Below are 24,045 nucleotides of genomic sequence, written 5' to 3' on the forward strand. Positions count from 1 at the left end.
ATGATTTCCTGACATAATGAAGGTAACAAAAACTATTTAGAGGTGAATCGGATGAAAGGAAATAATATTTTATCTTCGTTATGTTACTTTAGTATCTTTTTTGCACCATTTTTACTACCAATTATCGTGTACTTTGTTGCAGAAGATGAAGTGAAGTATCACGCGAAAAAAGCATTTTGGTCACATGTTTTCCCATACGCAATCTTATTTGGAGGACTAGCAGTATCAGGCATGTACGGTTTAGGTTTCAATCAATCTGACGGTGCTGGAATTGGAATGGCTATCACATATGCAGTGTTCATTCTTGTAGGAATTTACTACTTCATTTGGAATATCGTAAAAGGTATTAAAGTTTTGAAAACAGCGTAATAAGATAAATATAATTTCATTTACCGTATCGATAAACGTTTTAAAAAAGAGCAATTCAAAAAGAATTGCTCTTTTTGTGCTTATAAGTTGTGAAAATTGAAAAAGATATGTTAATTTTTCATTATGAAGAGAAAAAAGGAGTGATTTTCATGAATGAGATCATACATAAGATGGAGCAACATGTTTCAGTTCGTAAATATAAAGAAGAATCAATTCCGAAAGATGTAGTAGAAAAGATGGTGCATGCTGCGCAACATGCAGCTTCATCACATTTTGTACAGGCGTATTCTGTTATATATGTAACAGATCAGGAATTAAAGGCTAAACTAGCAGAGCTATCCGGAAATCGCCATGTGAAGGACTGTGCAGCATTTTTTGTTTGTTGTGCAGATTTAAAACGACTTGAAATTGCATGTGAAAAACATAGTACAGAGATAAAGCATGAGGGAGTAGAAGACTTTATCGTTGCGACGGTAGATGCTTCACTTTTTGCGCAAAACTTAGTACTAGCAGCAGAATCGTTAGGATACGGTATTTGTTATATTGGTGGTATTCGTAATAATCCGAGAGAAGTGAGTGAACTGCTTCATTTACCGGATAAAGTATATCCTGTATTCGGAATGACAGTCGGTGTACCAGATGAAGAACATGGAGTTAAACCACGTTTACCAGTAGCAGCAGTTCTTCATGAAAATGGATATGATGAACAAAAATATGATGAATTACTAAACGAATATGATGAAACGATGAACGCGTATTATAAAGAAAGATCATCAAACAAGAAAAACGTAACATGGACGGAATCAATGAGTTCGTTTATGTCTAAAGAAAAAAGAATGCATATGAAAGAGTTTTTAAGTGAAAAAGGATTAAATAAGAAGTGAGTAAAGAGGCAAACCTGTGATGCAGGTTTGCCTTTTTGAGAAGGAGAAATACCTAAGGCCAGAAAGTTGTTTATTCTTTCTGAACTTAGGTATTTTGTTTGTTATCATGTACATAGAAATAAAAATTAATAATTTTTTACAAAAGTGATAGAAAATGAGAATGAAATGCCAATAGTAAGTAAAAGCGGCATAATAGCCGCTTTTTATCGTTTTATTTAGTATTTGATTTGAAATATTTTCCTTATGAAAGAAAGATTATTGCTAATTGTAAACTGTCAATAAAGTTATTTAAGTTTTGATATGGAATACCCCGCCGGAAAATACAGCAATAATTTCGTTTGAACATATCTGTTATTGCACGATCTAAAGCATCTTCTATAACAAGTTCAAACTTTCAATAAGAAGATAACCCCCTGTACAACTTAAAAGAATGTACGTAAATATTTTAAAAATCCGTTGATTAAGCCATTTAAAAATAATTTGACCTATAAACAAACCTAAAAATACAATTGGAATGGCATAAAAACTTGATTCCCAAATGGTTTTGTTTGTGCCAGTAAAGAGTATTTGAGTTACTAGACTAATGAAATATATAAACAGATAAAAAGCTAATGTAGTTGCTCTTAACTTCTCTTTTTCAGTATTAGTTCCTGTAAAATAAAGTAACAGGGGTGGACCTGGCATACCGATACTTGTCGTTAAAAGACCAGATAATCCGCCAACTATGAAATCTCTAGATTGTGTTGATCTAACCTTAACGTTGCATATTAGCAACAATGTTAATAGTAAGAGTAGGATGCTAACTGCTAATTTAAAAGTGTTTATGTTAACGGAAATGAAAATTAAAATGCCAAAAGGAACACCAACTATACTTCCAAAAATAAACCTTTTCAGTAAAACAAAATCAACGTCCATTCTTATTTTCCAAATGAGTGAAATGGAGATAATTAAAGATAAAATAATGTTTATTTGTATAGCTTCTTGTGGTAGAAATAACATAAGTAAGAAAGGGGTTGCCATTATGGAAAAGCCAAAACCTGTACTTGCTTGCAGAATAGAAGCCACTAATATAATACATATGAAAAAGAATGTGATACCCAAAACAGCCCTCCTATTTAATCAAGTTTAACTAGTTAAAGTCTATTATTTAAGTGCAATGTTTCACAAACTTATTTGTATTTTAACATAAATATCTAGTTTTTTCTCAAATAGTGTTGCCATATAAGGCTCTTTAACTAAAAAATCTGACTTGTGTTTTTAAACAATTTTATTATGGGGAAACAAATAATGAATGGGATCAAAATGTATTGATTATCATTAAATTATTCACTGAGATCCCCGCGATAAAACAAGAACAGCCATATAAAACTTACAAAAATACAGCATGTAGCTAATAAACAGCCAATCATTTGAGGAGAAAGAATTTCTAACAGCCCTCCTGTAAAAAACATCGATAACTGAATAAGAGATCCGTAAATGGAATAATGGAATGAAAAAACTTTACCTATCATATTTTCGTGTGTGTAAGTTTGAAGTAATGTCGTATCAAGTGGAACGATGATTCCTCCTGCTATGCGCATACAGAATAAAGTAATGATACCGATAATAAGTTGATCGGATAGAATGAATCCGAGAAAGAAAATTCCTTGTAATAAGTAGGCCCAACCGAATACTTTTTTCATTTTTTCTTTATTATGGGATATATAAAGATTAACGAGAAGGCTTCCTATCATAAGCCCAGCCCCTTGAACCGTATATAAAATCCCAATGTTCGTATGGAAAATTTTTTCGGCATAGATCGTTAGAAGTAGTTGATAAGCACCTCCAATAATCCCCCATGAAATGCCGACAAGAATTAATGTTAAAATGATTTTTGTTTGTAATATGTATGTATAACCACCTTTTATATCAGTGAAAAATGCTTTCTTCTTGTTACAAGTATCATGAGCAGGAATACTCATGTTATAAATAAAATAGGCTGAAATAAAGTATGATAGGCTATTTACTAAAAAAGCGAACTCAATATGTAAAGATTGTGCAATTACTCCGCCCAAAGAAGCCCCCATAATAGACATAAAACCATTAATTGTACTAGAAAGAGAGTTAGCAGTTACGAAATGATTTTGGTGTACGATATTTTTTAGGGTTGCTTGTTTAGCCGGTTCAAATAAACAAGAAAGTACAGATAAACATATATTAGCAATGAAAATAATCTCAATTTTATAGCCTGCGAGTAAGTATGTAAGGACTAGAATTCCCCGTGTAATATCGGTAAAAATCATAATATTCTTTTTAGAGAAACGATCTACAATTCCGCCTATGAATGGACTAAGAAGAAGCTGTGGTAAACTTTTACTTATAAAAGTAAGTGCGATCATAAACGGCGATTCCGTTATGCTGTAGACAAATGTTAATAAAGCTACCGTATGGAACCAATCCCCAAGTACACTTAATGTTTGCCCATAAAATAGTTTATTGAAGTTTTTATTTGTTTTAAGAAGTGTGGAATAAGAAACTGACATAAATAGATTAATCCTTATGTAATGACGATGTTTGAATTTGTTCTTTCCACTCACTTAAATACACTTTTTCCGCTGTGGGAAGTCCAACAGGTAATTGTGCAATCAATTCTAAACTATTTCCATCAGGGTCGTTAAAGTATACGGCTGCATGTGCTAATTCCGGAAAAACAATCGGTTCAATTGGTTCCATTCCAAAGTCTTTTCGTGCTGAAATTCCTTTTTGATTTAGCCAATGAATCGCATTTTCTAAATCATGTAAACTTACTTGAAAGGCGATATGTCGTAAAGAGGGGTGATAATTCACTTTGTATTCTGTGCCTTCCCAAAGGCCGAGCCAACTCTCATTTTCTTTAATCCAAAAGAAAGCAATATTATCTCCTCTTTTATATAATTTTAGCCCTAGTGATTCATAAAAAGGTATTGATACTTTTAAGTTGCGGACAGGTAAATGTGCTTCGTAAAGACCTCTAATCATTGTAATCCCCCTTAGTAAAAATGTTTCTTATTCCATAGTAAACAATATGTTGCTAGTTGAAATCGCAAATAAGAGGGATATAAATTCATACGAAAGTATGAAAAAAAAACAGCTCATATTTGAGCTGTTTTTCTATAGTTTTTAGTTCATTTTTCAAGGATAGGATATATTAATATCCGTATCCGCCGCCACCCCAACAGCTACATCCGATGATGATTAGAAGGATGAATAGTACGATAAGCAAAGCAAATCCACCGCCGAAACCAGCGCAACTTCCACCATAACTCATATGTTTTCCTCCTTTTTAGTAAGTTAATCTATATGGTTCATGGACTACTATATACAGTATGTTTTTTGTATAGAAAACGAGCCAGTCTCATTTATAATTAGACAAATGCCTGTAGATTCATTAGGATTGCATGTTAGTGATTTGTAAATAAACCTTTACGTAATTCATAATTTAGGCATAAAAAATAAAAAATTGTAAAAAAAACCATTTTCTTATTTTTTTATGAGAGAATATGTACTATAATTTTACAAGTAATATTATGGGAAAAGGGAGTTTTAGTATAGAGATGGAGATGGGACAATTAAAAAATAAAATAGAAAACAAAAAGAAAGAGTTAATTCAACTTGTTGCGAGACACGGATTGGATCATGATAAAGTTTTGTTATTTAGTCGTGATTTAGATATACTTATTAATAAGTTTATGAACATAAAAGACAAAGTGCATAAATAAAAAATTTATAGTTTTTTATATTAAGATGTTTCACAGAAAGGAGAGGACAGTAATTGGAACATTTACAGGAAGAATTGTATAAACAAATAAAAGAAGAAAAAGGTACAGTGACAATTTTCTTAAAGAGTGGCGTTAGAATAATAGGAGAAGTTGTTGGAGTGGATAAATTTACAGTTTTAATCTTAGTGGATGGAAAACAACAGCTTATTTATAAGCAGGCTATATCAACAATAATGAAATAAGACACTCTTGTTGAGTGTCTTATTTCATTATTGCTTGCATGCCTCAACATCAATGCCGGCAGCAATTAACTTCTTTTCTCCATCTTGTTCAATAATTTTTTGTAATTTAGATAAGAAAGAATCAAAGTTTGTATGCTTTGCTACTTGGAACGTCATTTTATGTTCAATTGGTAGCCACGTATCAATATCAGCTTCGTTATGCTGAATTTTTACCTCAAGTTTATCGAGTGCATTAGCAACTTTTGCTTCGTACGTTTCTTTCGCTTCAAACTCCATCCATAAGTCATATAATTCCTCGCCGAGAGAACCTGTTAACGTTTGTTTAATATTTAAAATAGCCTCCAGTTCATTTTTTTGTTTTTGTAGCTGTAATTCGTGACTATTCATTGTATCAAAAGCAGGAATATCACCAGCTTCGGCTTCGACTAGGTCGTGAATAATAACCATTTTAAGTAATTTCTCAATACTTACTTTTTGATCCAAATAAGGTTCAACTAAAATGGCCATTAGAGACATCCGCCATGTATGTTCGGCAACACTTTCTTGACGTCCGTTGGAAAGCCAGCTATGTCGCATTTCATATTTTAGTTTTTCTGCTAATGCAATGAATTGTAAAATGTTGTGTTCCATCGTGATCCTCCTCATCTATTCATACCATAATTCTAATATAGAAATGAGATGTGTCAATTTTATGAGTATATTGCGATAAACAGATGATAAGCGTATAATACATGTTATATGTGAAAACGTATTATTAAAATAAAAAAATGTTATATAAAAATGGAAAGGAAAGGGCAGAAATATGGGAGAGAAAAATCAAGTATTAGCTAGACCACAAAGAAGAAAAAGGAAGTTTGATATTTCTAGCCCAGTGGGCATTATAGTAGGTTTCATTATAGTGATAGCGGCAATTATGCTTGGTGGCGGTGGAATAAAAGCTTTCAAAAACTTTTTAGATATTTCATCTATTTTAATTGTCATAGGGGGAACAACAGCGACAATTGTTGTGGCATATCGATTTGGAGAAATAAAAAAATATACGAAAAGCATTTTTACTGTTTTACATAGAAGAGAAGAAGATTTAGAACAGTTAACGGATTTGTTTGTCGATTTTTCGAAAAAGTCTAAAAAGAACGGCTTGCTTTCTTTAGAGGTAGATGGAGAGCAAGTAGACAATCCTTTTATTCAAAAAGGAATTCGATTAATGTTAAGCGGTTACGATGAAGATGAATTAAAAGAAGTGTTATTGAAAGATATTGAAACGGAAGTGTATGAGTTAAGAAAAGGAGCAGCATTATTAGATAAAATTGGTGATTTTGCTCCAGCTTGGGGAATGATTGGTACGTTAATCGGTCTTATCATTATGCTCCAAAACTTACAAGATACATCGCAAATTGGTACAGGAATGGCAGTTGCGATGTTAACGACATTATATGGGTCTGTACTTGCGAATATGATTGCAATCCCTCTTGCGGAAAAAGTATATCGTGGTATTGAAGATTTATATACAGAGAAGAAGTTTGTAATAGAAGCAATTTCAGAATTGTATCGTGGACAAATCCCTTCTAAATTAAAGTTGAAACTGGATACATACGTATACGAAACAAAGGTAAAAAAGGTAAAAGGAGCAGCCTAATATTTCAAGGAGTGGTATGATGAGTAAAGGACCGCAAAAGGGATCGCCTCGTTGGATGACAACTTTTACAGATTTAACGATGTTATTATTAACTTTCTTTGTATTACTAGTTGCTACATCAAAGCAAGATGCAGTAAAATTGTCAAAGATGCTTGAAAAGTTTAGTGATACGGGGCAAGTAGATGCAAAAGTAATGGAAAATACAATACCGGATATTTCACATGAAAAAAATGATGAAAAAATGATTTCAAAAAAGAGAATGGATGAATTATATAAGAAGTTAAAAGCATATGTAGATAATAATGGTATTAGTCAAGTGAATGTATATCGAGAGGATACAGGGGTAAGCGTCGTTATAGTAGATAATTTAATATTTGATACAGGCGATGCGAACGTTAAGCCCGAAGCGAAAGGGATAATAAGTCAATTAGTTGGATTTTTTCAATCCGTACCTAACCCAATTGTTGTAGAGGGACATACAGATAGTAGACCTATTCATAACGAGAAATTCCCTTCTAATTGGGAGTTATCTTCAGCACGAGCGGCAAATATGATTCACCATTTAATTGAAGTGTATAATGTGGACGATAAAAGGCTAGCTGCGGTAGGATATGCAGACACAAAGCCAATTGTACCAAATGATTCACCGCAAAACTGGGAAAAAAACCGTCGCGTTGTTATTTATATAAAAGAGTAGTATATTATTATTTTAATAATAAAATAATAAAAACACGAAAATTCTTTTAAAAAAATATTAAATTTTATCATTTTATTTTGTATAATGAGTGAGAATGATAAGGTGAAATATTAAGATATATTTATACATAGAAGGAGAGAATTAAAAAGAATGGCACATAAAATTTTAGTAGTAGACGATGCGATGTTTATGCGAACGATGATTAAAAACTTATTAAAAAGTAATGCTGAATTTGAAGTTATTGGCGAAGCAGAGAATGGGGTAGAAGCAATTCAAAAGTATAAAGAACTTCAACCTGATATTGTAACATTAGATATTACTATGCCAGAAATGGACGGGCTTGAAGCATTAAAAGAAATTATTAAAATTGATTCAAGTGCAAAGGTTGTTATTTGTTCTGCAATGGGACAACAAGGTATGGTATTAGATGCAATTAAGGGCGGGGCAAAAGACTTTATTGTAAAGCCATTCCAAGCGGATCGTGTAATTGAAGCTTTAACAAAAGTAGCAAATAGTTAATATAGAAGGGGTGCCACAAGGAATCAAAACAGTGATAGCGGATCGACGTGTGGCCCCCTTTTTTCTCATTGTAAAACACTAAATTGTTATACATAAATGAAATGTTTGTTAGACAGGTAGGGGATAAAAATGCAAACAGATCTATTAAATATATTTTTCGAAGAGTCAGAAGAACATTTACAGTCGCTAAATGAAAATGTGCTAGTGTTAGAACAAAATCCTGCTGATATGGATGTTGTAGGAGAAATATTCCGATCCGCTCATACATTCAAAGGTATGTCTGCGAGCATGGAATTTACGGAAATGGCTGATTTAACGCATAAGATGGAAAATGTGTTAGATGAAATTCGTCATGGAAATATAGTTGTAAATGCGGATATTATTGATGTGATTTTTGAGTGCATTGATAATTTGGAGAAGATGGTTGCAGATGTGCAACAAGGTGGAATGGGCAATATTGATGTAGCCTCAACTAAACAGAAATTAGAAGCATTATTGAACGGCAATGTAGAAACTCCTACGGAACATATAGAGCAAAATCATATAGACACCGATGATGCAGTTTCGCATGAAGTGCATATAACAGTTGAACAGCAAGCAATTTTAAAAGCGGTACGTGCTATTATGTGTATTGAAGCATTGCAAAATGTAGGGAATATACAAAAAACAGCTCCGAGTATTGAAGAAATTGAAGCAGATGCTTTCGGATTTGAATTTACAGTATTTATGGATACGGATTGTAGTATAGAAGAATTGAAACAAGTAGTACTTCATGTTTCTGAAATTGAGAAAGTGGAAGTAAAGCAAGGAGAACCTATATCGAAGGAAGTAGCTTCTAAAAAAGTCGTTACACAAGAAGTTGTGCAAGTAGAAGGAAAGCTACAACCAGCTGTGGCTACGCAGGTAGAATCACCAATAGAGGCAACGAATCAACCTTCAAGTGCTATGCCAGCTAAAAGTACTACAAAAACGAAAAATGCTAAAGTGGAGAATCGTTCAATTCGTGTTCAATTAGAGAAAATCGAAAGATTAATGAATATGTTTGAAGAAAGTGTAATTGAACGTGGGCGCATTGATGAATTGGCTCAAACGATTCAAAACAAGGAGCTAATTGAACATTTAAATCGATTAGGCGATATTTCAAAAGATATTCAAAATGTACTATTAAATATGCGTATGGTGCCGATTGAAACTGTGTTCAATCGTTTCCCGCGTATGGTACGTATGTTAGCGAAAGATTTAGGGAAAAAAATCGATTTACAAATTACAGGTGAAGATACTGAAGTAGATAAAATTGTTATTGATGAAATCGGTGATCCGCTCGTTCATTTAATTCGAAATGCAATCGATCACGGTATTGAAACTGTTGAAAAACGACGTGACGCAGGTAAAAATGAGACAGGTACGATTAAATTAGAAGCCTTTCATAGTGGAAATCATGTCGTTATTCAAATTACGGATGATGGAAACGGTATTAATAAAGGGAAAGTATTAGAAAAAGCGATTAAAAATGGCGTTGTAACTGAAGCAGATGCGAATAGATTAACAGATCGTGAAGTGTTTGATCTTATTTTCCAACCGGGATTTAGTACAGCTGAAGTTGTATCAGATCTTTCAGGACGCGGTGTCGGATTAGATGTTGTAAAACATACGATTCATAGTTTAGGTGGACATTTAATTATTGATTCTGAGGAAGGAAAGGGAAGTACATTTAGAATTGAACTTCCATTAACGTTATCTATTATTCAATCTATGCTTGTTCAAACGAATGATAAGCGTTATGCTTTACCTCTTGGAAATATCGTTGAAGCAATTCGAATTAAGAGAGAAGACATCCAATCCTTACAAGGAAAAGATGTATTAAATTATCGTAATCAAATTATTGAAGTGAAACATTTAAGTACTGTATTTGGTGAAAAAACAGTAGATGAGGCGTTTGCGTCATATGATGGTCAAATGGTTCCTGTGTTAATTGTTCGTAACACACATCGCAGCTATGGACTTATTGTAAACACAATTATCGGTCAAAGAGAAATAGTCTTAAAGTCATTAGGTGACTTCTTTGCAGAGAGTTCTAACTATTTCTCTGGTGCGACGATTCTCGGTGATGGACGAGTGGTCCTCATTTTAAACCCAGAAGGTTTATAATAGGAATGAAGGAAAGCTCCCCACTTGTATACAATTGGGGAGCTTTTTGGCTAATCGTTACGAATCTAATAATGGATACATAGTAACGTTTTATACTAATGAGTTTGCTAAAATAAGAGTTTATATTATTTGATAGAAAAACAGAAATGAGGAGGCAGGGAAAATGCCTGAGCAACACACAAAAGGGGATACGAGCACGATTGTGCTAGAAAAAGAAAATGAGCATTTAACGCCTCAAGAATGCGATATTCTTGGCGAAATTGCAAATATATCATTTGGTTCAGCTTCGACTGTATTATCAACAATTTTAAATAGGCAAGTAAGCATTACTGCTCCTCGTATAGAGTTGGTAGATTTATATGATTCAAGAGATGTCGAAGTTCCACATGTTGTATTAAACATTCATTTTACAAAAGGATTAGATATGGAAAACCTTCTTGTTCTTAAGCAAGATGTTGCATTGTCCATTGCTGATTTAATGATGATGGGAACAGGTGAAGTCGAGGACGGAAAAGAACTTGGTGAATTAGAGCTAAGTGCTGTACAAGAAGCGATGAATCAAATGATGGGATTCGCAGCTACATCTATGTCGGAATTCTTCCAAGATACAGTAGATATGTCTCCGCCGACGATTAAAGTTGTAAAGTTATCAGAAGAAATGGAGAAAATCTCTGAAATCGATGGGAATCATACGATTGTTAAAGTATCGTTTGATTTAAAGATAGATAATCTTGTAAACTCTAAACTTGTACAAATTGTTTCAGTTGAGCATGCGAAACAAATGGTAAATAAATTAATGCAATTATCTGGTGGAGTAGAAGAAACAGATGAACCAGCAGAAGTAGTGGAAACTGAGATTGTAGAAGAAGTTGAAAAAGAGCATTTAACACAAGAAGAGAAAGATGTGCTTGGTGAAATTGCAAATATTTCAATTGGCTCCGCTTCAACAGTATTGTCAACGCTTTTAAATCAGCCAGTTACAATTAGTACACCAAATGTGGAAGCAATCAATGTTCGTCATTATGATGGAGTACCAGTACCATTTGTTATTTTAAATGTCGACTTTGTTGAAGGGCTAAAGAATGAGAATGTATTTGTATTTACGAAAGATGTTGCCTTAACAATGGTAGATTTAATGATGATGGGAACAGGGGAAGTTGACCCAGAAAAAGAGCTTACTGAATTAGAACTGAGCGGTATTAAAGAAATTATGAACCAAATGATGGGTCATGCTGCTACGGCGATGTCAGAAATGTTTCAAGAAAAAATGGACATGACGCCGCCAAATGTTAAATTTGTAACGTTAAAAGAAGAAATGGAATATTTGGGAGAGTCAATGGAAGTGGACGAACTCGTTCAAATTACGTTCAATCTTGAAATTGGCGATTTGCTTCAATCGAAGATGTATCAAATTTTGCCAATTTCCGAAGCGAAAGAAATGGTAAGGCGACTTCTGTATCCGATGGTGGAAGAAGAGATTGCCACAGAAGAAATTGAAGAAGAAAAAATTGTAGAACCAGTTGTGCAACCTATTGAATTTAAAGAAGTAAAACAAATGGAACCAGTATATATGGACACGTCCATTCTACAAAATGTAGAAATGAACGTGAAATTTGTATTTGGAAGTACAGTGAAAACGATTCAAGATATATTAAGTTTACAAGAAAATGAAGCAGTTGTACTAGATGAGGATATTGATGAACCGATTCGTATTTATGTAAATGATGTATTAGTGGCGTATGGTGAACTTGTAAATGTAGATGGATTTTTTGGAGTAAAAGTGACGAAATCACTATAAGGCATTGAAATAGGAGTTTGAACTAGTAGATGAAAAACGTAAAGTTTTTTCTAATGAGTTGGCTATGCATACATGTGTGCTTCTTCTTCCCCTTGCAAAGTCAGGCTGAGGAACAAATTGAGTCAGATCAAAAAATAAATGAAGTGAATGTACAAGAAGAAAATAAGGAATCTCAAGAATCGTCAGAACAAGTGGAAACGAAGCAAGATGAAGAGAAACAAAAAGAAGCAGAGCAACAAGAAGTAGTAAATAAACAATTGAATGAAAGAAAGATAGAAACAGAACAAGGAATTATTACAGTAAATAAGCCGGAGCTTAAAGTTGGCGAAGAAGTGCGAATTGCTGTAGAACCAAATGGGAAAAACATTCAAAGTATGAAAGGTATATTGCAGCTACAAAAAAATGGCGAGCAATATGCGCAAGAAAGAATACTATCTTTTGAGTATGATGAAGAAACGAAGAGCTGGGTTGCTAACTATAAAGCAGAGGATTTTGATTTGCAAGGTGTTTGGAATCTTCAGCTCGTTCAAAGTTACAAAGAGAATGAGAAAGAAGAAATCGTAAAAAATGAAGTGAAAGTCCCGCTCATTCGTATTAAAAATGAAACGCCAACTATAGATAAAGAATTGCCAAAGTTACAGAAAGTTACTATTGATGAAGTAAAAGAGAACTTAGTTGAACGAAAACAGGGAGATTCTATACATATACGAGTAAAAGCGTCAGATATAGAATCGGTTGTAAAAGAAGTGCGCGTTACATTAAAAGGGAAAGAAAATAAAGAGCTTTCGTTTTTATTAGACTACAACAAGCATGATATGGATTGGCAAAAAGTATTTGAAATAACAGAAGCATTGCCGGCTGGACCATACGAATTACTTGTAGAGATAATAGATGCAGCAGGTAATAAACTTGTTGAAGAAAGTGAATATACCATTTCTGTTTTGGCGCCAAAAAACGAAGATGATAAAAAGATAGAAGAGAAAGAGAAAGAAGAGAAATTAGATAATAAACTAGAAAATGAATTAGAAGATAAGAAAGAAAATGAGAAGCAAGAAGATTTGAAAATCAAAAACCCGCTTCCAGAAGAAAAATTGCCAGTTGTTCAAATTCCGAAGCAAGATGAGAAAGTAAATAAGTTTATAAAAGAACCGTTGAAAGAGAAAGAGGAATTTACTTACGTTATAAAAGAGCCGTTCGAAGACAACAAGGAAATACATAAGGCGAAGGACCAAAAAGAGAAAAATAACAAACAAGTTGTCTCTAAAAAGAAAGAACAAAAAGAAGAAACGAAAGACAAGGAAGAAGAAAAAGGTGAACAGGGAGTACAAGCTTCGGATGTATTTACTATCATGTCAGGTTTATTCGTACTGTTTTTAGTTTTAAAGAGTAATAAAGAATGGGGCTAATTATTTCATAGTAGTGGAGGCGCTTAAATGGAGATTAAACGTACGACAATTGAAGATAAGACGCTACAACCATTAAAACAGCCTGCAGCTATTTCGGAACATGAAATCCAGAAAGAACGAAAGCGTAGCAATTTAGTGTTTACTGGACAGTCTAAAATTATTTCGAAAAATAATGAAATAGGTATTTTACTTGCAAGTTTAAGTGATGGAAAGATTATGAAGGAAATACTTTCTAAAGAGATGGATACGGTGTTACAACTTTTTAAAAAGTTACATACATTATCTCAAGAAGGAAAGCAATCAGAAAAAGTGTTTGAACAAGTAATTAGAAGCCTACAAGGACTTATTAAGCAGGCGTACATAAAAGAACTTCCTTTGTTAGATGGAACATATGATTTCGCTGAAGTGCAACTATCATTTGGTAGAAAAGTACATATTCCTTTACTAGATGTAAGTGCACTCATCTCTAGAGTGGAAAGTGATTCTTCAGAAGGAAATATAAATTTGATGGTAACGGTAATTACTGCTTATATAACGAAATTGTCTAACGAAACGATTTTAATTAGCGTTACAGACCGCATTGCTAAAGATCGGGATGTAAGTGTATGGAGAGCGCTTGCGGAAATGAACATGACACAATTATCACAGGCATTGAAACAAACGATGCAAGAACATAAATGGTCTATGACGTTTCTTTTTCTCTTCATATGGATTGTCGGTATTATTTTAATTCGAGTTATGTAAAAAGGTCGTCACTCCATTGTGACGACCTCTTTTATATTTTTTCGTAGAAGAATGTATCAAATCGCTGAAGATTGTAACGTTCGGGTGTTAAAATTTGTTCCGTACTACCAACAAATAGTACACCGCCTTTTCGTAAAGAACGACTAAATTTTTCGTAAAGTTTTACTCTTGCTTCTTCGGTAAAATAAATCATTACGTTGCGACAAATAATCAAATCATAATTTGTATCGAATGACTGCATTAAAAGGTCATGTTGTTTAAACGAGACGTTTTGTTTAATGTTTTGATGCAATGAATATAGACCATTCTCTTTTGTGAAATGACGTTCTTTCAAATCAGTAGGTAATTCCTTTAACGAACGTTCTGTATATTGACCGCGTTTTGCAGTTTCTAAAATATGAAAATCAAGATCTGTTGCTTGAATTTCAAAACGGAATGGAGCTAGATGCTTTGATAAAATTAAAGAGAGTGTATACGGTTCTTCACCAGCAGCGCAAGCGGCACTCCATACCTTTAATTTTCCGCTATTTTGTTCGAGTAATTTTGGTAGTGCTTTCGACTCTAAAGTTTGCCATCGTTCTTTATTTCTAAAAAACTCTGAAACGTTAATTGTAATATAGTCAATAAAATTTAAAAATAAATTTTGATCAGCACGTAATTTGTTTAAAAAATTAGTGTAGTTTTCAAAGCCTTTTCTCGAAATGAAAGCATCGATTCTACGGCGCATTCTATCTTGCTTATACGAAGCGATATCCATATTGAATTGTTGTTTAAAACTCGCGATAAAATGATCATAATCGTGTTCAATTATCATATTTATAATAGGCACAATAATGATATTGTGCCTCCCCCTTTACATCATACGAATTTTTTGTTCAAAGCTTTTTTTCATTTGCTTTTCATGTAATCCTGGTAAATCATAAATGACAGCATCAATACCTGCTTCTTTTGCAACATCGACAGGGATGACAGATGTATGTTTGTCCCCATTATAAAAACAGAGAACTAAATCAGTGTCTTCAATAATTTGTTTAACAAAAAACATATAATCTGATCGGTAAATGGAGTCAGAAGGATGATCAAAAGCAATATATTCGGCTCCGTGTTTTTTTAAGTAATCAACGACTTCTTGAAATTCATCTGTTATTGCTTGCAATGGTTGCAGCGTGTAAAGGCATAAATTTTGAGCGAGTCTTTCATTCTCAACGAAAAAACGAAGAACCTCATTTTCGATAGATTTATAACATAATATGTAAATTTTATGTTTGTGAGCATAGTCAGTTAAAAATTTTTTAATTTCTTCTTGATCTAATGCTGTTAATTGATTTGAACCACAAAGGAAAATATTCATAGAATTGTGCCACCTCATGCTAAATTGTAACATATCTTTTATAAAAAATAACTGCAAAATATTACTGTTCAGAGTATAATTATAAATAACTGGATTTTACGATTAAGTTTAGGAAGAAATAAAAAAATAAATAGGTGATATATATGCTACGTTCTATCTCGCATAATCCAATTTTATCGCATATACCGCCTGCTACTCAAATGCCGAAAGAAGCAAATGTCAGGACAGGACTTGCATTTTCGGATAATTTGCATGCAGATCCGAAAAAAGATAAATTGCTAGAACAAATGGAAGCGTTTGTCGATAATATTGGAGAAATTAAAGAGAAAATTGAAATGGAATTAACGCTTGATAATGTAATGGAATACAAAAATACAGTAAAATCATTTTTGAATTTTTACGTTGATAATGTATTGCAGTATAAAGATGTCATGTCTCGTCACCCGCGTTACGGATATTCACAGAAAATGACGATTGTTAAACAGGCAGAAATGGGATTGAATGAATTAGAAGATGTTATGAATTTAATTAATACGAAAACAGGACATTTAGAAATGTTAAATCAAATTGGAGAAATCCATGGTTTAATTGTGAATTTAGTCTTGTAAAAGAAAGGAAGCTATATGTACATACAATTATATGAAAAACTCGTTATTATTCAAAAAGCGTATGAAAATATTCAAGCGCTTGGAGAGCAAATATATGAGAATTTAAAAAATAAAAATGTAAATGCAGTTCAAAAATTGCAAGTAGAGCAATTGCAGTACATTGATGGTTTAAAAGGGTTATCAAGCTCATTAGAAGAAATGGTTGTTCAGTTCTGTAAAGAACAAGGGGTTGAATCGTTTCGTGTAAGTGCGTTATTTTCGTATTTTTCTCAAGAAGAAATTGAAAAAATGGAAGAATTACAAAAAAACGTAACTGAATTAGAAGAGAATGTAAAAATGCTTCTTTTGAAAAATCAATATTACTTAAACGTACTATTAAAAACTACAGAAAGTATTGTGGATTCTGTTTCTGAATATAATTTAGAGCGAAACAATAATTCGCAAATCTTTATGAATGAACTATTGTAAAGGAGAAGTGAAGCTTTATGAGATTATCTGATTATAATACACCGCTATCTGGTATGTTAGCGGCTCAAATGGGGTTACAAACAACGAAACAAAACTTGTCTAATATTCATACACCGGGTTATGTTCGTCAAATGGTGAATTACGGATCTGTTGGAGCAAGCAATGGTCATACGCCAGAACAGAGAATTGGTTACGGTGTACAAACGCTAGGTGTTGACCGTATTACTGATGAGGTAAAAACGAAGCAGTTTAATGATCAATTATCTCAGCTCTCTTACTATAACTACATGAATTCAACTTTATCACGTGTAGAGTCTATGGTTGGAACGACAGGGAAGAATTCATTATCTAGTTTAATGGACGGTTTCTTTAATGCCTTTCGTGAAGTAGCAAAAAATCCAGAACAACCAAACTACTATGATACATTAATTTCTGAAACTGGGAAGTTCACTAGTCAAGTAAATCGTCTTGCGAAAAACTTAGATACAGTGGAAGCGCAGACGGCAGAAGATATTGAAGCGCATGTTAATGAATTTAATCGTCTGGCTGCTAGTTTAGCAGAAGCGAATCATAAAATTGGACAAGCGGGTACACAAGTGCCGAATCAACTTTTAGACGAACGAGATCGCATCGTTACAGAGATGTCTAAGTATGCAAACATCGAAGTATCTTATGAATCTATGAATCCTAATATCGCGAGTGTTAGAATGAATGGTATTTTAACAGTAAATGGACAAGATACATATCCACTTCAATTAAATAAAGAAAAAGACCCAATGTCAGTTGAGATTTACGGTTCAGAAATCTCTGTAACTAGCGGAGCGATAAAATCAGCGATTGATACGAAAGCGAAGATTGTTGATTATAAAAAAAATCTCGAAGACTTAATGAGTTCAATGAAAAATCAAGTGAATACAGTGATGGGAAAAGATTTCTTCGTTGGAGATTATGCGAAAGAGATGAAGTTAAATCCAGAATTCCAAAAAGATGTTTCGAAAATGAAAATGTCTGCTGAAACAGCAAATAAACTAGCAGCAGTTACAGATGACGATTATAAAGAAGGTCTTTCTTATAAACAAGCATTAGACCAATTTATAGTTCGTGTTGCATCTGATAAAAGTGCAGTAAATGGTTATCAAAAAATTCATGGCGACTTACTAGAAGGTATTCAACAAGAAAAAATGAGCGTTGAAGGTGTAAATATGGAAGAGGAAATGGTAAATTTAATGGCCTTCCAAAAATATTTCGTCGCAAACTCTAAAGCTATTACTACGATGAATGAAGTGTTTGATAGTCTATTTTCGATTATTCGATAAGTGATAATAATTGATTGGAAATATATAAGGAGGAGATAGAAATGAGAGTATCTACATTTCAAAATGCAAACTGGGCAAAGAATCAGTTAATGGATTTGAATGTGCAACAACAATACCATAGAAACCAAGTAACTTCAGGGAAGAAAAATCTTCTTATGAGTGAAGATCCACTTGCAGCGAGTAAATCATTTGCGATTCAACATTCATTGGCGAATATTGAACAAATGCAAAAAGATTTAGCTGACTCAAAAAATGTATTAACACAAACTGAAAATACTTTGCAAGGTATTTTTAAATCTTTAACGAGAGCAGATCAATTAACGGTACAGGCATTAAATGAGCCAAATGGTGAAAAAGAATTGAAAGCCATCGGTGCAGAGATTGATCAAATTTTAAAACAAGTTGTATATTTAGCGAATACGAAAGAGCAAGGTCGTTATATTTTCGGTGGTGATAGTGCAGAAAAGTCACCATTTACAGAAGATGGTACGTACCAGGGTGGACAAAATGATGTGAACTGGCAACTAAATGACGGTTATGAGTTAAAGGCATTCCGTAACGGAGAAGCATTATTATCCCCGGTTATAAAAACGTTAAAACAGATGAGCGAAGCGATGCAAAAAGGTGACCAAAAAGCGTTACAACCGTTATTAGGAGAAAATAAGAAAAACTTAGATGGCATCATTAACCGTACAACTGAAGTTGGTTCAACAATGAACACAATGGAGACGTTTAAAACAATTTTAAGTGAGCAAAATTTAGCGCTTCAAGAAAACCGTAAAGAAATTGAGGATGTTGATTTAGCGGTCGCAATTTCTGACTTGGCATATATAAATGCGACGTATGAAGCGACACTTAAAGCAGTTAGTACGATGAGTAAAACGAGTATTTTAGACTACATGTAATCTACAAGGAGTGAGAAAAATGGCAGGAACAACGATGACAGGTATTGGTGGTAGACAACAAATTTGGAACCTCGGAAATAATATGATCGATACTTCTAACCTAGTAGAATTAGAAATGCAAGCGTTAGATATGAGAAAAACACCATATACGAAAGAAAAGAACGACCTTACAAATGATAAATTATTATATACAAGTTTAAAATCAGAATTTAGTTCTTTCACACAAACGTTTAAAAACTTAGCGGCTTTTAAAGGGAATGAGAAAAAAGTAACGACAACACAAGAAGGTTATATTAATGTAAAAGCAGATGGTGGTGCGATTGCAGGAACTTTTAATATGACAATTACACAGCTCGCGCAACGTCATCAAATAGCTTCTAATGAAATTAAAGATATAAATGCGAAACTTCCTAAAGATGAAACATTAAAACTAGGTGGTAAAGAATTAAAAGTAACAACTGATATGACATATAAAGATTTAATTAATAAGATTAATGATGGAGATTATGGCGTATCAGCTTATACACTTGGAAATAAAATTTTCATGACCTCGAAAAAAGAAGGGGCAATGAATGAAATTAAATTAGAAAAGACACCGCCTAATGTACTTACAGATTTGTTTTATACGAAAGTGGAAGGTACAGATGAGAATAATCAACCTACGACAGAAATGAAATTAAATACTATTAACGAAGCGCTAGATGCAAAATATAGTATTAATGGTGTTGAGGGAAAAAGTGATAGTAATACAATTGAAGCATTACCAGGTGTGAAAATTGAGCTATTGAAAGTAACGGAATCAAAGGTGGAAAATAAACCAGAAGATGGAACAGGTACAAATGCAGATCCAAAAGCAAAAGGTATAGATCTAAAATTTACAGTAAATGACTCAAACGTAACAGACGCATCGAATGTTATTAAAAAAATGGTAGCTGATTATAATAAAGCTGTTTCTACAGTAGATATCTTTGCTGGAAAAGGTGGAGCTTTCCAAGGTCAAGCTATTATGCAAAGTGTACGTCAGGCAATGAACAATGTCGTAACATTTTCTCAAGATGGTAATTATTTATTCACATTTGGTATTCAATTAAAGCAAGATGGAACGATGGAAGTTAATGATGAAAAATTAACACAAGCATTAAAAGAAAAACCCGATGCAGCGAAGCAATTTTTCTTTAGTTCTAACGGTTTAGGAAAAATGATGGAAGAACCGCTTGATAAACTATTCGGTGATAAAGGTGTAGTCGGCGAGAGAGTTAAAAACATTGACTCACGTGTAAGTGATTTAGATAAAAAGATTAAAGATATTGAGACGCAAAACTTGCAAAAGCAAGATGAAATCGTGAAGAAGTATCAAAAGCTAGAGAGTACATTGGCGGCGCTTGATAGCCAACTCAAAACAATTAAAGCAATGACAAAACAAAAAAGTGATGATTAATGAAAGTTGAGGAAGTGATCGTATGCAAGCATGGCAACGTTATATGCAAAATGATATTATGACGAGTAATCCGATTAAAAATACAATTTTTATTTATGAAAGATGTATTGTAGAGTTTCGTAATTTAGAAGAACTTTTACATACTTTTAAACTACAAGAAGGGGACGCACTTCTTGAAAAATTAGAACGTATTTTTGAAGAACTAAAGCTTCAATTAAATCCTGAAATTACGAAAGATTTATATGATAGTCTCTATGGTTTATATGATTGGATTAGCATTCAAATTCAAACGATGAAAGTAACGCGTGAAGCGAAAGATATTGATGCAATTGTGAAAGTGTTACAAGATTTAATAGACGGTTACCGCGGAGCACTTGAAAATGAACAATGATATTTATCGGACGTTTGTCAGCTGTTTTAATGAAATCGGTGAATTGCAAGTGTCAGACAGAGAGTTTGCTGAGAAGAGTGAGATGTTAAATCGCTGGATGATGACATTGGATGAAGAAACGCGTGCACAAGTTGCGGCGGAGGTAAGCCCGTTCATTATTAAGGCAGCACAGCATATTCGGGATAAGCAAAAGATTTTGGAAGAAATGATTATGACAAATGATGGGCGAATGAAGGCTAATTCATTTTACGGTAAATATTAATAATAACGTCTGGAAACAGGTTCCCCTTTTAAAAGGGGGTCTATTCCTTCGTTTACATAAAGAACCCGCTGATTGAGGTTTCATTTTATGACTGTGATGAAATAATAATTGTAATCTAAATAATAGAAAAATGGACTTTAGTTTATATATTGAAATGTTCTATAGATTACCGTGTGTATACAGTTTTTTGCATTCTTTTTTATATTTTTATATTTTTCTAAAGACAACAATGAAAAAATGGAATAAAATATGTAAGGGTACATAATAGTAAATATTTTAATAAATGCATATAAGAAAATAAATAATGAAGTGAAACTTCTATCAGTGGATCATTAAGTTAGAAAAGGAAGGGTGTGGAATATGCCAGATTTAGTGAGTGATGTAAGCCATTATATGAATTATTTAGTGACGAAACGAAATACGGTTTCTAGTAATATTGCAAATGCGAATACACCTGGCTATAAAGCACAAGATGTAACATTTGCTGAGCAGATGAATAAAAGTAGTGCATTATATAAAAACAATGCGGCTGATTTAAAGAGCAATCCAGATTTATATCAAACGAATGAAATGCACTTGCCGACAGTAAATACGAAAAATACATATGCAAAAATTCAAACAAAATCAATGCAAACGAATAAAGACGGAAATAGTGTGGATGTAACGACAGAAATGCTAGATTTAATGAAAGCAAATCAGTTATACGGTATTTCAATTAACGCAATTAATACACAATATGCAATTAACCAAGCGGCACGCGGACGTTAAAAGTAGAAGGAGAGACAACGGATGTTTCAGGCAATTAATGCAAGTGGCTCAGGGCTAACAACAGCGAGAAAGTGGATGGAAGTTACTTCTAACAATATTGTAAATGCAAATACGACGGCGGCTCCGGGGGCAGATTTATATGAGCGTCGTAGTGTGGTGCTAGAATCAAACAATAGTTTTGCAAGTATGTTAGATGGGGCTCCTACTAACGGAGTAAAAATAAAAAGTATTGAAGCAGACAAAACGGAAAATTTAGTGTATGATCCGACGCATCCGCACGCAAATGAAGAAGGATATGTACGTTATCCCAATATTGATGTAACTGCTGAAATGACGAATGTAATGGTTGCTCAAAAAATGTATGAAGCGAATACGAGTGTATTAAATGCGAATAAAAAAATGCTTGATAAAGATTTAGAAATCGGCCGAGGATAAGGGGGAAGATAGTAATATGAAAATTCAACCAATGTTACATACACAACCATTTGGAGCAATTCAGTCAATTGGTGCACCGAAAACTTCTCAAACATCTGTAGTTGAGGGGAAAAAGTTTATTGATTTATTGGAAGATATGAATCAAACGCAAAACAATGCGCAAACAGCAGTATATGATTTACTAACTAAAGGGGTAGGAGAAACACATGACGTTTTAATTCAGCAAAAGAAAGCTGAGTCTCAAATGAAAACAGCTGCTCTCGTACGTGATAATCTTATTGAAAATTATAAGTCACTAATTAATATGCAAATTTAGGAAAGTGGACGGGTGTGTTTAAATGGAAAAGATGAAAAATGTTATCCAATCGTTAAAAACGTGGCATAAGTTAGTAATCGGTGCTGCGCTTTTAGCGATTGTAACAGGAGCACTTTTATACTTCACCTTGCCAGATAAATATGTTGTTGTATATCAAAATTTAAATGATGCAGATAAACAAGAGATTACAGCAGAATTATCGAAGTTAGGTGTCGATTACCAATTAGCGGCCGATGGTTCAATTCGTGTGCAAAAGAATGATGCTCCATGGGTTCGAAAAGAAATGAATGGGATGGGCTTACCGTTTAATTCGAAAAGCGGTGAAGAAATTTTATTAGAAAGCTCTCTTGGTTCAAGTGAACAAGATAAAAAAATGAAGCAAATTGTCGGTACGAAGAAGCAATTGGAGCAAGATATTGTAAGAAACTTTGCGACAGTTGAAACGGCAAATGTTCAAATTACATTGCCTGAAAAAGAGACAATTTTTGATGAAGAAAAAGCAAAAGGAACAGCGGCGATTACGGTTGGAGTGAAACGTGGCCAATTGTTAACAGCTGATCAAGTTGCAGGTATACAGCAAATGATTAGTGCAGCAGTTCCTGGTGTGAAGGCAGAAGAAGTAAGTGTTATTGATAGTAAAAAAGGTGTTATCTCAAAAGGAGCAGATGAAGCACATTCTAGTAGTTCCTCTTCTTACGAGAAAGAAGTAGAGATGCAGCACCAACTTGAAGGTAAATTAAAGCAAGATATTGATGCAACGTTAATGACGATGTTTAAACCGAATGAATATAAAGTGAATACGAAAGTATCTGTAAACTACGATGAAGTTACACGTCAGTCAGAAAAGTATGGTGATAAAGGTGTACTTCGTAGTAAACAAGAGCAAGAGGAAAGCTCTACTGCGCAAGAAGGGGCAGATACGAAGCAAGGTGCTGGTATTACAGCGAACGGTGAAGTGCCAAACTACGGTACGAACAATAATCAAAATGGTAAAGTTGTCTATGATAATAAAAATGGTAACAAAATCGAAAACTATGAAATAGATAAAACAGTTGAAACAATTAAGAAACACCCAGAATTAACGAAAACAAATGTTGTTGTATGGGTAGATAATGATACGCTAGTAAAACGTAGAATTGATATGACAACTTTTAAAGAAGCAATCGGAACAGCGGCAGGACTTCAAGCTGATCCGAACGGTAACTTTATAAATGGTCAAGTTAACGTTGTAACTGTTCAGTTCGATCAGCCGAAAGCCGAAAAAGAGAAAGAGCCAGAAAAAAGTGGTATGAACTGGTGGTTATTCGGTGGAATTACAGCTGGCTTATTAGCGATTGGTGGCCTAGTATGGTTCTTATTAGCAAGACGTAAGAGAAAGAAAGAAGAAGAGGAATATGAAGAATACTTAGCAGAAGAGGAAATTGCTGCAAGTAATGAAAGTATCTTGGAAATTCCTGAAGAAAAAATAGTGCCAGAGCCAAAACCTGAACCAGAAGAACCGAAAGAACCAACGTTAGATGAACAAGTGCAGGATGCTACGAAAGAACATGTAGAAGGAACTGCAAAAGTAATTAAAAAATGGTTAAACGGACAGTAAGGGAGGAACA

Annotated in this window: 30 protein-coding genes; 23 read left to right on the forward strand and 7 right to left on the reverse strand. The window is 33.6% G+C overall.

Annotation, left to right across the window (positions count from 1 at the left end; genetic code table 11):
• The first annotated feature begins 51 nt into the window (after positions 1-51).
• Entirely contained in the window at positions 52-369 is a 318-nt protein-coding gene (locus ES895_RS05905; protein WP_000678055.1) for a magnetosome magnetite crystal formation protein family, read from the forward strand.
• Positions 370-518: 149 nt separating this feature from the next.
• Positions 519-1,253, forward strand: coding sequence for an oxygen-insensitive NADPH nitroreductase (gene nfsA, locus ES895_RS05910; RefSeq protein WP_135238191.1), 735 nt, complete (start codon positions 519-521; stop codon positions 1,251-1,253).
• Positions 1,254-1,628: 375 nt separating this feature from the next.
• Here nfsA and ES895_RS05915 read toward each other — a convergent pair whose 3' ends face one another.
• The 3 genes from ES895_RS05915 to ES895_RS05925 form a co-directional block, all read right to left on the reverse strand.
• Complete coding sequence (locus tag ES895_RS05915; protein ID WP_000513081.1) at positions 1,629-2,354, reverse strand: sulfite exporter TauE/SafE family protein; 726 nt, start codon at positions 2,352-2,354, stop codon at positions 1,629-1,631.
• Between the two features lie 221 nt (positions 2,355-2,575).
• Positions 2,576-3,775 (reverse strand): MFS transporter, encoded by a 1,200-nt coding sequence (locus tag ES895_RS05920; RefSeq protein WP_000117062.1) that lies wholly within the window; start codon positions 3,773-3,775, stop codon positions 2,576-2,578.
• Between the two features lie 7 nt (positions 3,776-3,782).
• On the reverse strand, positions 3,783-4,250 hold the full coding sequence (locus ES895_RS05925; protein ID WP_000617953.1) for a VOC family protein: 468 nt from the start codon (positions 4,248-4,250) through the stop codon (positions 3,783-3,785).
• Positions 4,251-4,296: 46 nt separating this feature from the next.
• Here ES895_RS05925 and ES895_RS30185 point away from each other — a divergent pair, with 46 nt between their 5' ends.
• Positions 4,297-4,395 (forward strand): Rho termination factor N-terminal domain-containing protein, encoded by a 99-nt coding sequence (locus ES895_RS30185; protein WP_135238192.1) that lies wholly within the window; start codon positions 4,297-4,299, stop codon positions 4,393-4,395.
• A gap of 24 nt (positions 4,396-4,419) precedes the next feature.
• Here the strand turns inward: ES895_RS30185 and ES895_RS05935 are convergent, their stop codons facing one another.
• Complete coding sequence (locus tag ES895_RS05935; RefSeq protein ID WP_000120179.1) at positions 4,420-4,539, reverse strand: YjcZ family sporulation protein; 120 nt, start codon at positions 4,537-4,539, stop codon at positions 4,420-4,422.
• Positions 4,540-4,771: 232 nt separating this feature from the next.
• On the opposite strand from ES895_RS05935, the gene ES895_RS05940 reads away from it, so the two are divergent.
• Entirely contained in the window at positions 4,772-4,990 is a 219-nt protein-coding gene (locus tag ES895_RS05940) for an aspartyl-phosphate phosphatase Spo0E family protein (RefSeq protein WP_000291688.1), read from the forward strand.
• A 53-nt stretch (positions 4,991-5,043) separates the two neighbouring features.
• On the forward strand, positions 5,044-5,232 hold the full coding sequence (gene hfq / locus ES895_RS05945) for an RNA chaperone Hfq (protein WP_000400664.1): 189 nt from the start codon (positions 5,044-5,046) through the stop codon (positions 5,230-5,232).
• 27 nt (positions 5,233-5,259) lie between these two features.
• On the opposite strand, the gene ES895_RS05950 is transcribed toward hfq, so the two are convergent.
• Entirely contained in the window at positions 5,260-5,862 is a 603-nt protein-coding gene (locus tag ES895_RS05950; protein WP_135238193.1) for an HD domain-containing protein, read from the reverse strand.
• Positions 5,863-6,034: 172 nt separating this feature from the next.
• On the opposite strand from ES895_RS05950, the gene ES895_RS05955 reads away from it, so the two are divergent.
• From ES895_RS05955 to ES895_RS05985, 7 genes are all read left to right on the forward strand, one after another.
• Entirely contained in the window at positions 6,035-6,868 is an 834-nt protein-coding gene (locus ES895_RS05955; RefSeq protein ID WP_000504185.1) for a flagellar motor protein MotP, read from the forward strand.
• A 19-nt stretch (positions 6,869-6,887) separates the two neighbouring features.
• Positions 6,888-7,565, forward strand: coding sequence for an OmpA family protein (locus tag ES895_RS05960; protein ID WP_000033627.1), 678 nt, complete (start codon positions 6,888-6,890; stop codon positions 7,563-7,565).
• Positions 7,566-7,715: 150 nt separating this feature from the next.
• Complete coding sequence (locus tag ES895_RS05965; RefSeq protein WP_000940568.1) at positions 7,716-8,084, forward strand: response regulator; 369 nt, start codon at positions 7,716-7,718, stop codon at positions 8,082-8,084.
• A gap of 129 nt (positions 8,085-8,213) precedes the next feature.
• Positions 8,214-10,232: a chemotaxis protein CheA gene (locus ES895_RS05970; protein ID WP_001192610.1), complete on the forward strand. Its 2,019-nt coding sequence runs from the start codon at positions 8,214-8,216 to the stop codon at positions 10,230-10,232.
• Positions 10,233-10,395: 163 nt separating this feature from the next.
• Positions 10,396-12,030: a flagellar motor switch protein gene (locus ES895_RS05975; RefSeq protein ID WP_098516711.1), complete on the forward strand. Its 1,635-nt coding sequence runs from the start codon at positions 10,396-10,398 to the stop codon at positions 12,028-12,030.
• A 29-nt stretch (positions 12,031-12,059) separates the two neighbouring features.
• On the forward strand, positions 12,060-13,436 hold the full coding sequence (locus ES895_RS05980) for a transglycosylase (RefSeq protein WP_135238194.1): 1,377 nt from the start codon (positions 12,060-12,062) through the stop codon (positions 13,434-13,436).
• A gap of 27 nt (positions 13,437-13,463) precedes the next feature.
• Complete coding sequence (locus tag ES895_RS05985) at positions 13,464-14,180, forward strand: hypothetical protein (RefSeq protein ID WP_135238195.1); 717 nt, start codon at positions 13,464-13,466, stop codon at positions 14,178-14,180.
• A 31-nt stretch (positions 14,181-14,211) separates the two neighbouring features.
• Here ES895_RS05985 and ES895_RS05990 read toward each other — a convergent pair whose 3' ends face one another.
• A complete protein-coding gene (locus ES895_RS05990; protein ID WP_135238196.1) occupies positions 14,212-14,994 on the reverse strand; it encodes a CheR family methyltransferase in 783 nt (260 codons plus the stop codon).
• A gap of 39 nt (positions 14,995-15,033) precedes the next feature.
• Positions 15,034-15,531: a flagellar motor switch protein FliG gene (locus ES895_RS05995; RefSeq protein ID WP_001020108.1), complete on the reverse strand. Its 498-nt coding sequence runs from the start codon at positions 15,529-15,531 to the stop codon at positions 15,034-15,036.
• Positions 15,532-15,674: 143 nt separating this feature from the next.
• On the opposite strand from ES895_RS05995, the gene ES895_RS06000 reads away from it, so the two are divergent.
• The 11 genes from ES895_RS06000 (at position 15,675) to ES895_RS06050 (ending at position 24,035) form a co-directional block, all read left to right on the forward strand.
• Entirely contained in the window at positions 15,675-16,139 is a 465-nt protein-coding gene (locus tag ES895_RS06000; RefSeq protein ID WP_000946323.1) for a YaaR family protein, read from the forward strand.
• 15 nt (positions 16,140-16,154) lie between these two features.
• On the forward strand, positions 16,155-16,607 hold the full coding sequence (locus ES895_RS06005) for a hypothetical protein (protein WP_000275885.1): 453 nt from the start codon (positions 16,155-16,157) through the stop codon (positions 16,605-16,607).
• A 17-nt stretch (positions 16,608-16,624) separates the two neighbouring features.
• Positions 16,625-17,923 carry a flagellar hook-associated protein FlgK gene (gene flgK / locus ES895_RS06010; protein WP_001239711.1) on the forward strand — a complete coding sequence of 433 codons (1,299 nt, stop codon included), beginning with the start codon at positions 16,625-16,627 and terminating at the stop codon, positions 17,921-17,923.
• 41 nt (positions 17,924-17,964) lie between these two features.
• Positions 17,965-18,828: a flagellar hook-associated protein 3 gene (locus tag ES895_RS06015; protein WP_001266405.1), complete on the forward strand. Its 864-nt coding sequence runs from the start codon at positions 17,965-17,967 to the stop codon at positions 18,826-18,828.
• A 19-nt stretch (positions 18,829-18,847) separates the two neighbouring features.
• A complete protein-coding gene (locus ES895_RS06020; protein WP_135238197.1) occupies positions 18,848-20,266 on the forward strand; it encodes a flagellar hook-associated protein 2 in 1,419 nt (472 codons plus the stop codon).
• 22 nt (positions 20,267-20,288) lie between these two features.
• The gene (locus ES895_RS06025) at positions 20,289-20,657 is read left to right on the forward strand and encodes a flagellar export chaperone FliS (RefSeq protein ID WP_001149516.1); all 369 of its coding nucleotides are present in this window, start codon (positions 20,289-20,291) and stop codon (positions 20,655-20,657) included.
• On the forward strand, positions 20,647-20,919 hold the full coding sequence (locus ES895_RS06030) for a hypothetical protein (RefSeq protein ID WP_001058088.1): 273 nt from the start codon (positions 20,647-20,649) through the stop codon (positions 20,917-20,919). The genes ES895_RS06025 and ES895_RS06030 overlap by 11 nt, the downstream gene beginning before the upstream one ends.
• 360 nt (positions 20,920-21,279) lie before the next feature.
• On the forward strand, positions 21,280-21,687 hold the full coding sequence (flgB, locus tag ES895_RS06035) for a flagellar basal body rod protein FlgB (RefSeq protein ID WP_001113108.1): 408 nt from the start codon (positions 21,280-21,282) through the stop codon (positions 21,685-21,687).
• A 21-nt stretch (positions 21,688-21,708) separates the two neighbouring features.
• Complete coding sequence (gene flgC, locus ES895_RS06040; protein WP_000484680.1) at positions 21,709-22,122, forward strand: flagellar basal body rod protein FlgC; 414 nt, start codon at positions 21,709-21,711, stop codon at positions 22,120-22,122.
• Between the two features lie 16 nt (positions 22,123-22,138).
• A complete protein-coding gene (fliE, locus tag ES895_RS06045; RefSeq protein ID WP_000701672.1) occupies positions 22,139-22,438 on the forward strand; it encodes a flagellar hook-basal body complex protein FliE in 300 nt (99 codons plus the stop codon).
• 22 nt (positions 22,439-22,460) lie between these two features.
• On the forward strand, positions 22,461-24,035 hold the full coding sequence (locus ES895_RS06050) for a flagellar M-ring protein FliF C-terminal domain-containing protein (protein ID WP_053514213.1): 1,575 nt from the start codon (positions 22,461-22,463) through the stop codon (positions 24,033-24,035).
• Positions 24,036-24,045 lie beyond the last annotated feature (10 nt).

It is taken from the genome of Bacillus sp. 007/AIA-02/001, assembly GCF_004634455.1.
Classification (GTDB): domain Bacteria; phylum Bacillota; class Bacilli; order Bacillales; family Bacillaceae_G; genus Bacillus_A; species Bacillus_A cereus.

What these genes read in the sequence shown, in the direction of transcription:
- ES895_RS05905 (WP_000678055.1), top strand. Translation starts at nt 52, where the DNA reads ATGAAAGGAAATAATATTTTATCTTCGTTATGTTACTTTAGTATCTTT.
- nfsA (WP_135238191.1), top strand. Translation starts at nt 519, where the DNA reads ATGAATGAGATCATACATAAGATGGAGCAACATGTTTCAGTTCGTAAA.
- ES895_RS05920 (WP_000117062.1), bottom strand. Translation starts at nt 3,775, where the DNA reads ATGTCAGTTTCTTATTCCACACTTCTTAAAACAAATAAAAACTTCAAT.
- ES895_RS05925 (WP_000617953.1), bottom strand. Translation starts at nt 4,250, where the DNA reads ATGATTAGAGGTCTTTACGAAGCACATTTACCTGTCCGCAACTTAAAA.
- ES895_RS30185 (WP_135238192.1), top strand. Translation starts at nt 4,297, where the DNA reads ATGTTGCTAGTTGAAATCGCAAATAAGAGGGATATAAATTCATACGAA.
- ES895_RS05935 (WP_000120179.1), bottom strand. Translation starts at nt 4,539, where the DNA reads ATGAGTTATGGTGGAAGTTGCGCTGGTTTCGGCGGTGGATTTGCTTTG.
- ES895_RS05940 (WP_000291688.1), top strand. Translation starts at nt 4,772, where the DNA reads ATGTACTATAATTTTACAAGTAATATTATGGGAAAAGGGAGTTTTAGT.
- ES895_RS05950 (WP_135238193.1), bottom strand. Translation starts at nt 5,862, where the DNA reads ATGGAACACAACATTTTACAATTCATTGCATTAGCAGAAAAACTAAAA.
- ES895_RS05955 (WP_000504185.1), top strand. Translation starts at nt 6,035, where the DNA reads ATGGGAGAGAAAAATCAAGTATTAGCTAGACCACAAAGAAGAAAAAGG.
- ES895_RS05960 (WP_000033627.1), top strand. Translation starts at nt 6,888, where the DNA reads ATGAGTAAAGGACCGCAAAAGGGATCGCCTCGTTGGATGACAACTTTT.
- ES895_RS05965 (WP_000940568.1), top strand. Translation starts at nt 7,716, where the DNA reads ATGGCACATAAAATTTTAGTAGTAGACGATGCGATGTTTATGCGAACG.
- ES895_RS05970 (WP_001192610.1), top strand. Translation starts at nt 8,214, where the DNA reads ATGCAAACAGATCTATTAAATATATTTTTCGAAGAGTCAGAAGAACAT.
- ES895_RS05975 (WP_098516711.1), top strand. Translation starts at nt 10,396, where the DNA reads ATGCCTGAGCAACACACAAAAGGGGATACGAGCACGATTGTGCTAGAA.
- ES895_RS05980 (WP_135238194.1), top strand. Translation starts at nt 12,060, where the DNA reads ATGAAAAACGTAAAGTTTTTTCTAATGAGTTGGCTATGCATACATGTG.
- ES895_RS05985 (WP_135238195.1), top strand. Translation starts at nt 13,464, where the DNA reads ATGGAGATTAAACGTACGACAATTGAAGATAAGACGCTACAACCATTA.
- ES895_RS05990 (WP_135238196.1), bottom strand. Translation starts at nt 14,994, where the DNA reads ATGATAATTGAACACGATTATGATCATTTTATCGCGAGTTTTAAACAA.
- ES895_RS05995 (WP_001020108.1), bottom strand. Translation starts at nt 15,531, where the DNA reads ATGAATATTTTCCTTTGTGGTTCAAATCAATTAACAGCATTAGATCAA.
- ES895_RS06000 (WP_000946323.1), top strand. Translation starts at nt 15,675, where the DNA reads ATGCTACGTTCTATCTCGCATAATCCAATTTTATCGCATATACCGCCT.
- ES895_RS06005 (WP_000275885.1), top strand. Translation starts at nt 16,155, where the DNA reads ATGTACATACAATTATATGAAAAACTCGTTATTATTCAAAAAGCGTAT.
- flgK (WP_001239711.1), top strand. Translation starts at nt 16,625, where the DNA reads ATGAGATTATCTGATTATAATACACCGCTATCTGGTATGTTAGCGGCT.
- ES895_RS06015 (WP_001266405.1), top strand. Translation starts at nt 17,965, where the DNA reads ATGAGAGTATCTACATTTCAAAATGCAAACTGGGCAAAGAATCAGTTA.
- ES895_RS06020 (WP_135238197.1), top strand. Translation starts at nt 18,848, where the DNA reads ATGGCAGGAACAACGATGACAGGTATTGGTGGTAGACAACAAATTTGG.
- ES895_RS06025 (WP_001149516.1), top strand. Translation starts at nt 20,289, where the DNA reads ATGCAAGCATGGCAACGTTATATGCAAAATGATATTATGACGAGTAAT.
- ES895_RS06030 (WP_001058088.1), top strand. Translation starts at nt 20,647, where the DNA reads ATGAACAATGATATTTATCGGACGTTTGTCAGCTGTTTTAATGAAATC.
- flgB (WP_001113108.1), top strand. Translation starts at nt 21,280, where the DNA reads ATGCCAGATTTAGTGAGTGATGTAAGCCATTATATGAATTATTTAGTG.
- flgC (WP_000484680.1), top strand. Translation starts at nt 21,709, where the DNA reads ATGTTTCAGGCAATTAATGCAAGTGGCTCAGGGCTAACAACAGCGAGA.
- fliE (WP_000701672.1), top strand. Translation starts at nt 22,139, where the DNA reads ATGAAAATTCAACCAATGTTACATACACAACCATTTGGAGCAATTCAG.
- ES895_RS06050 (WP_053514213.1), top strand. Translation starts at nt 22,461, where the DNA reads ATGGAAAAGATGAAAAATGTTATCCAATCGTTAAAAACGTGGCATAAG.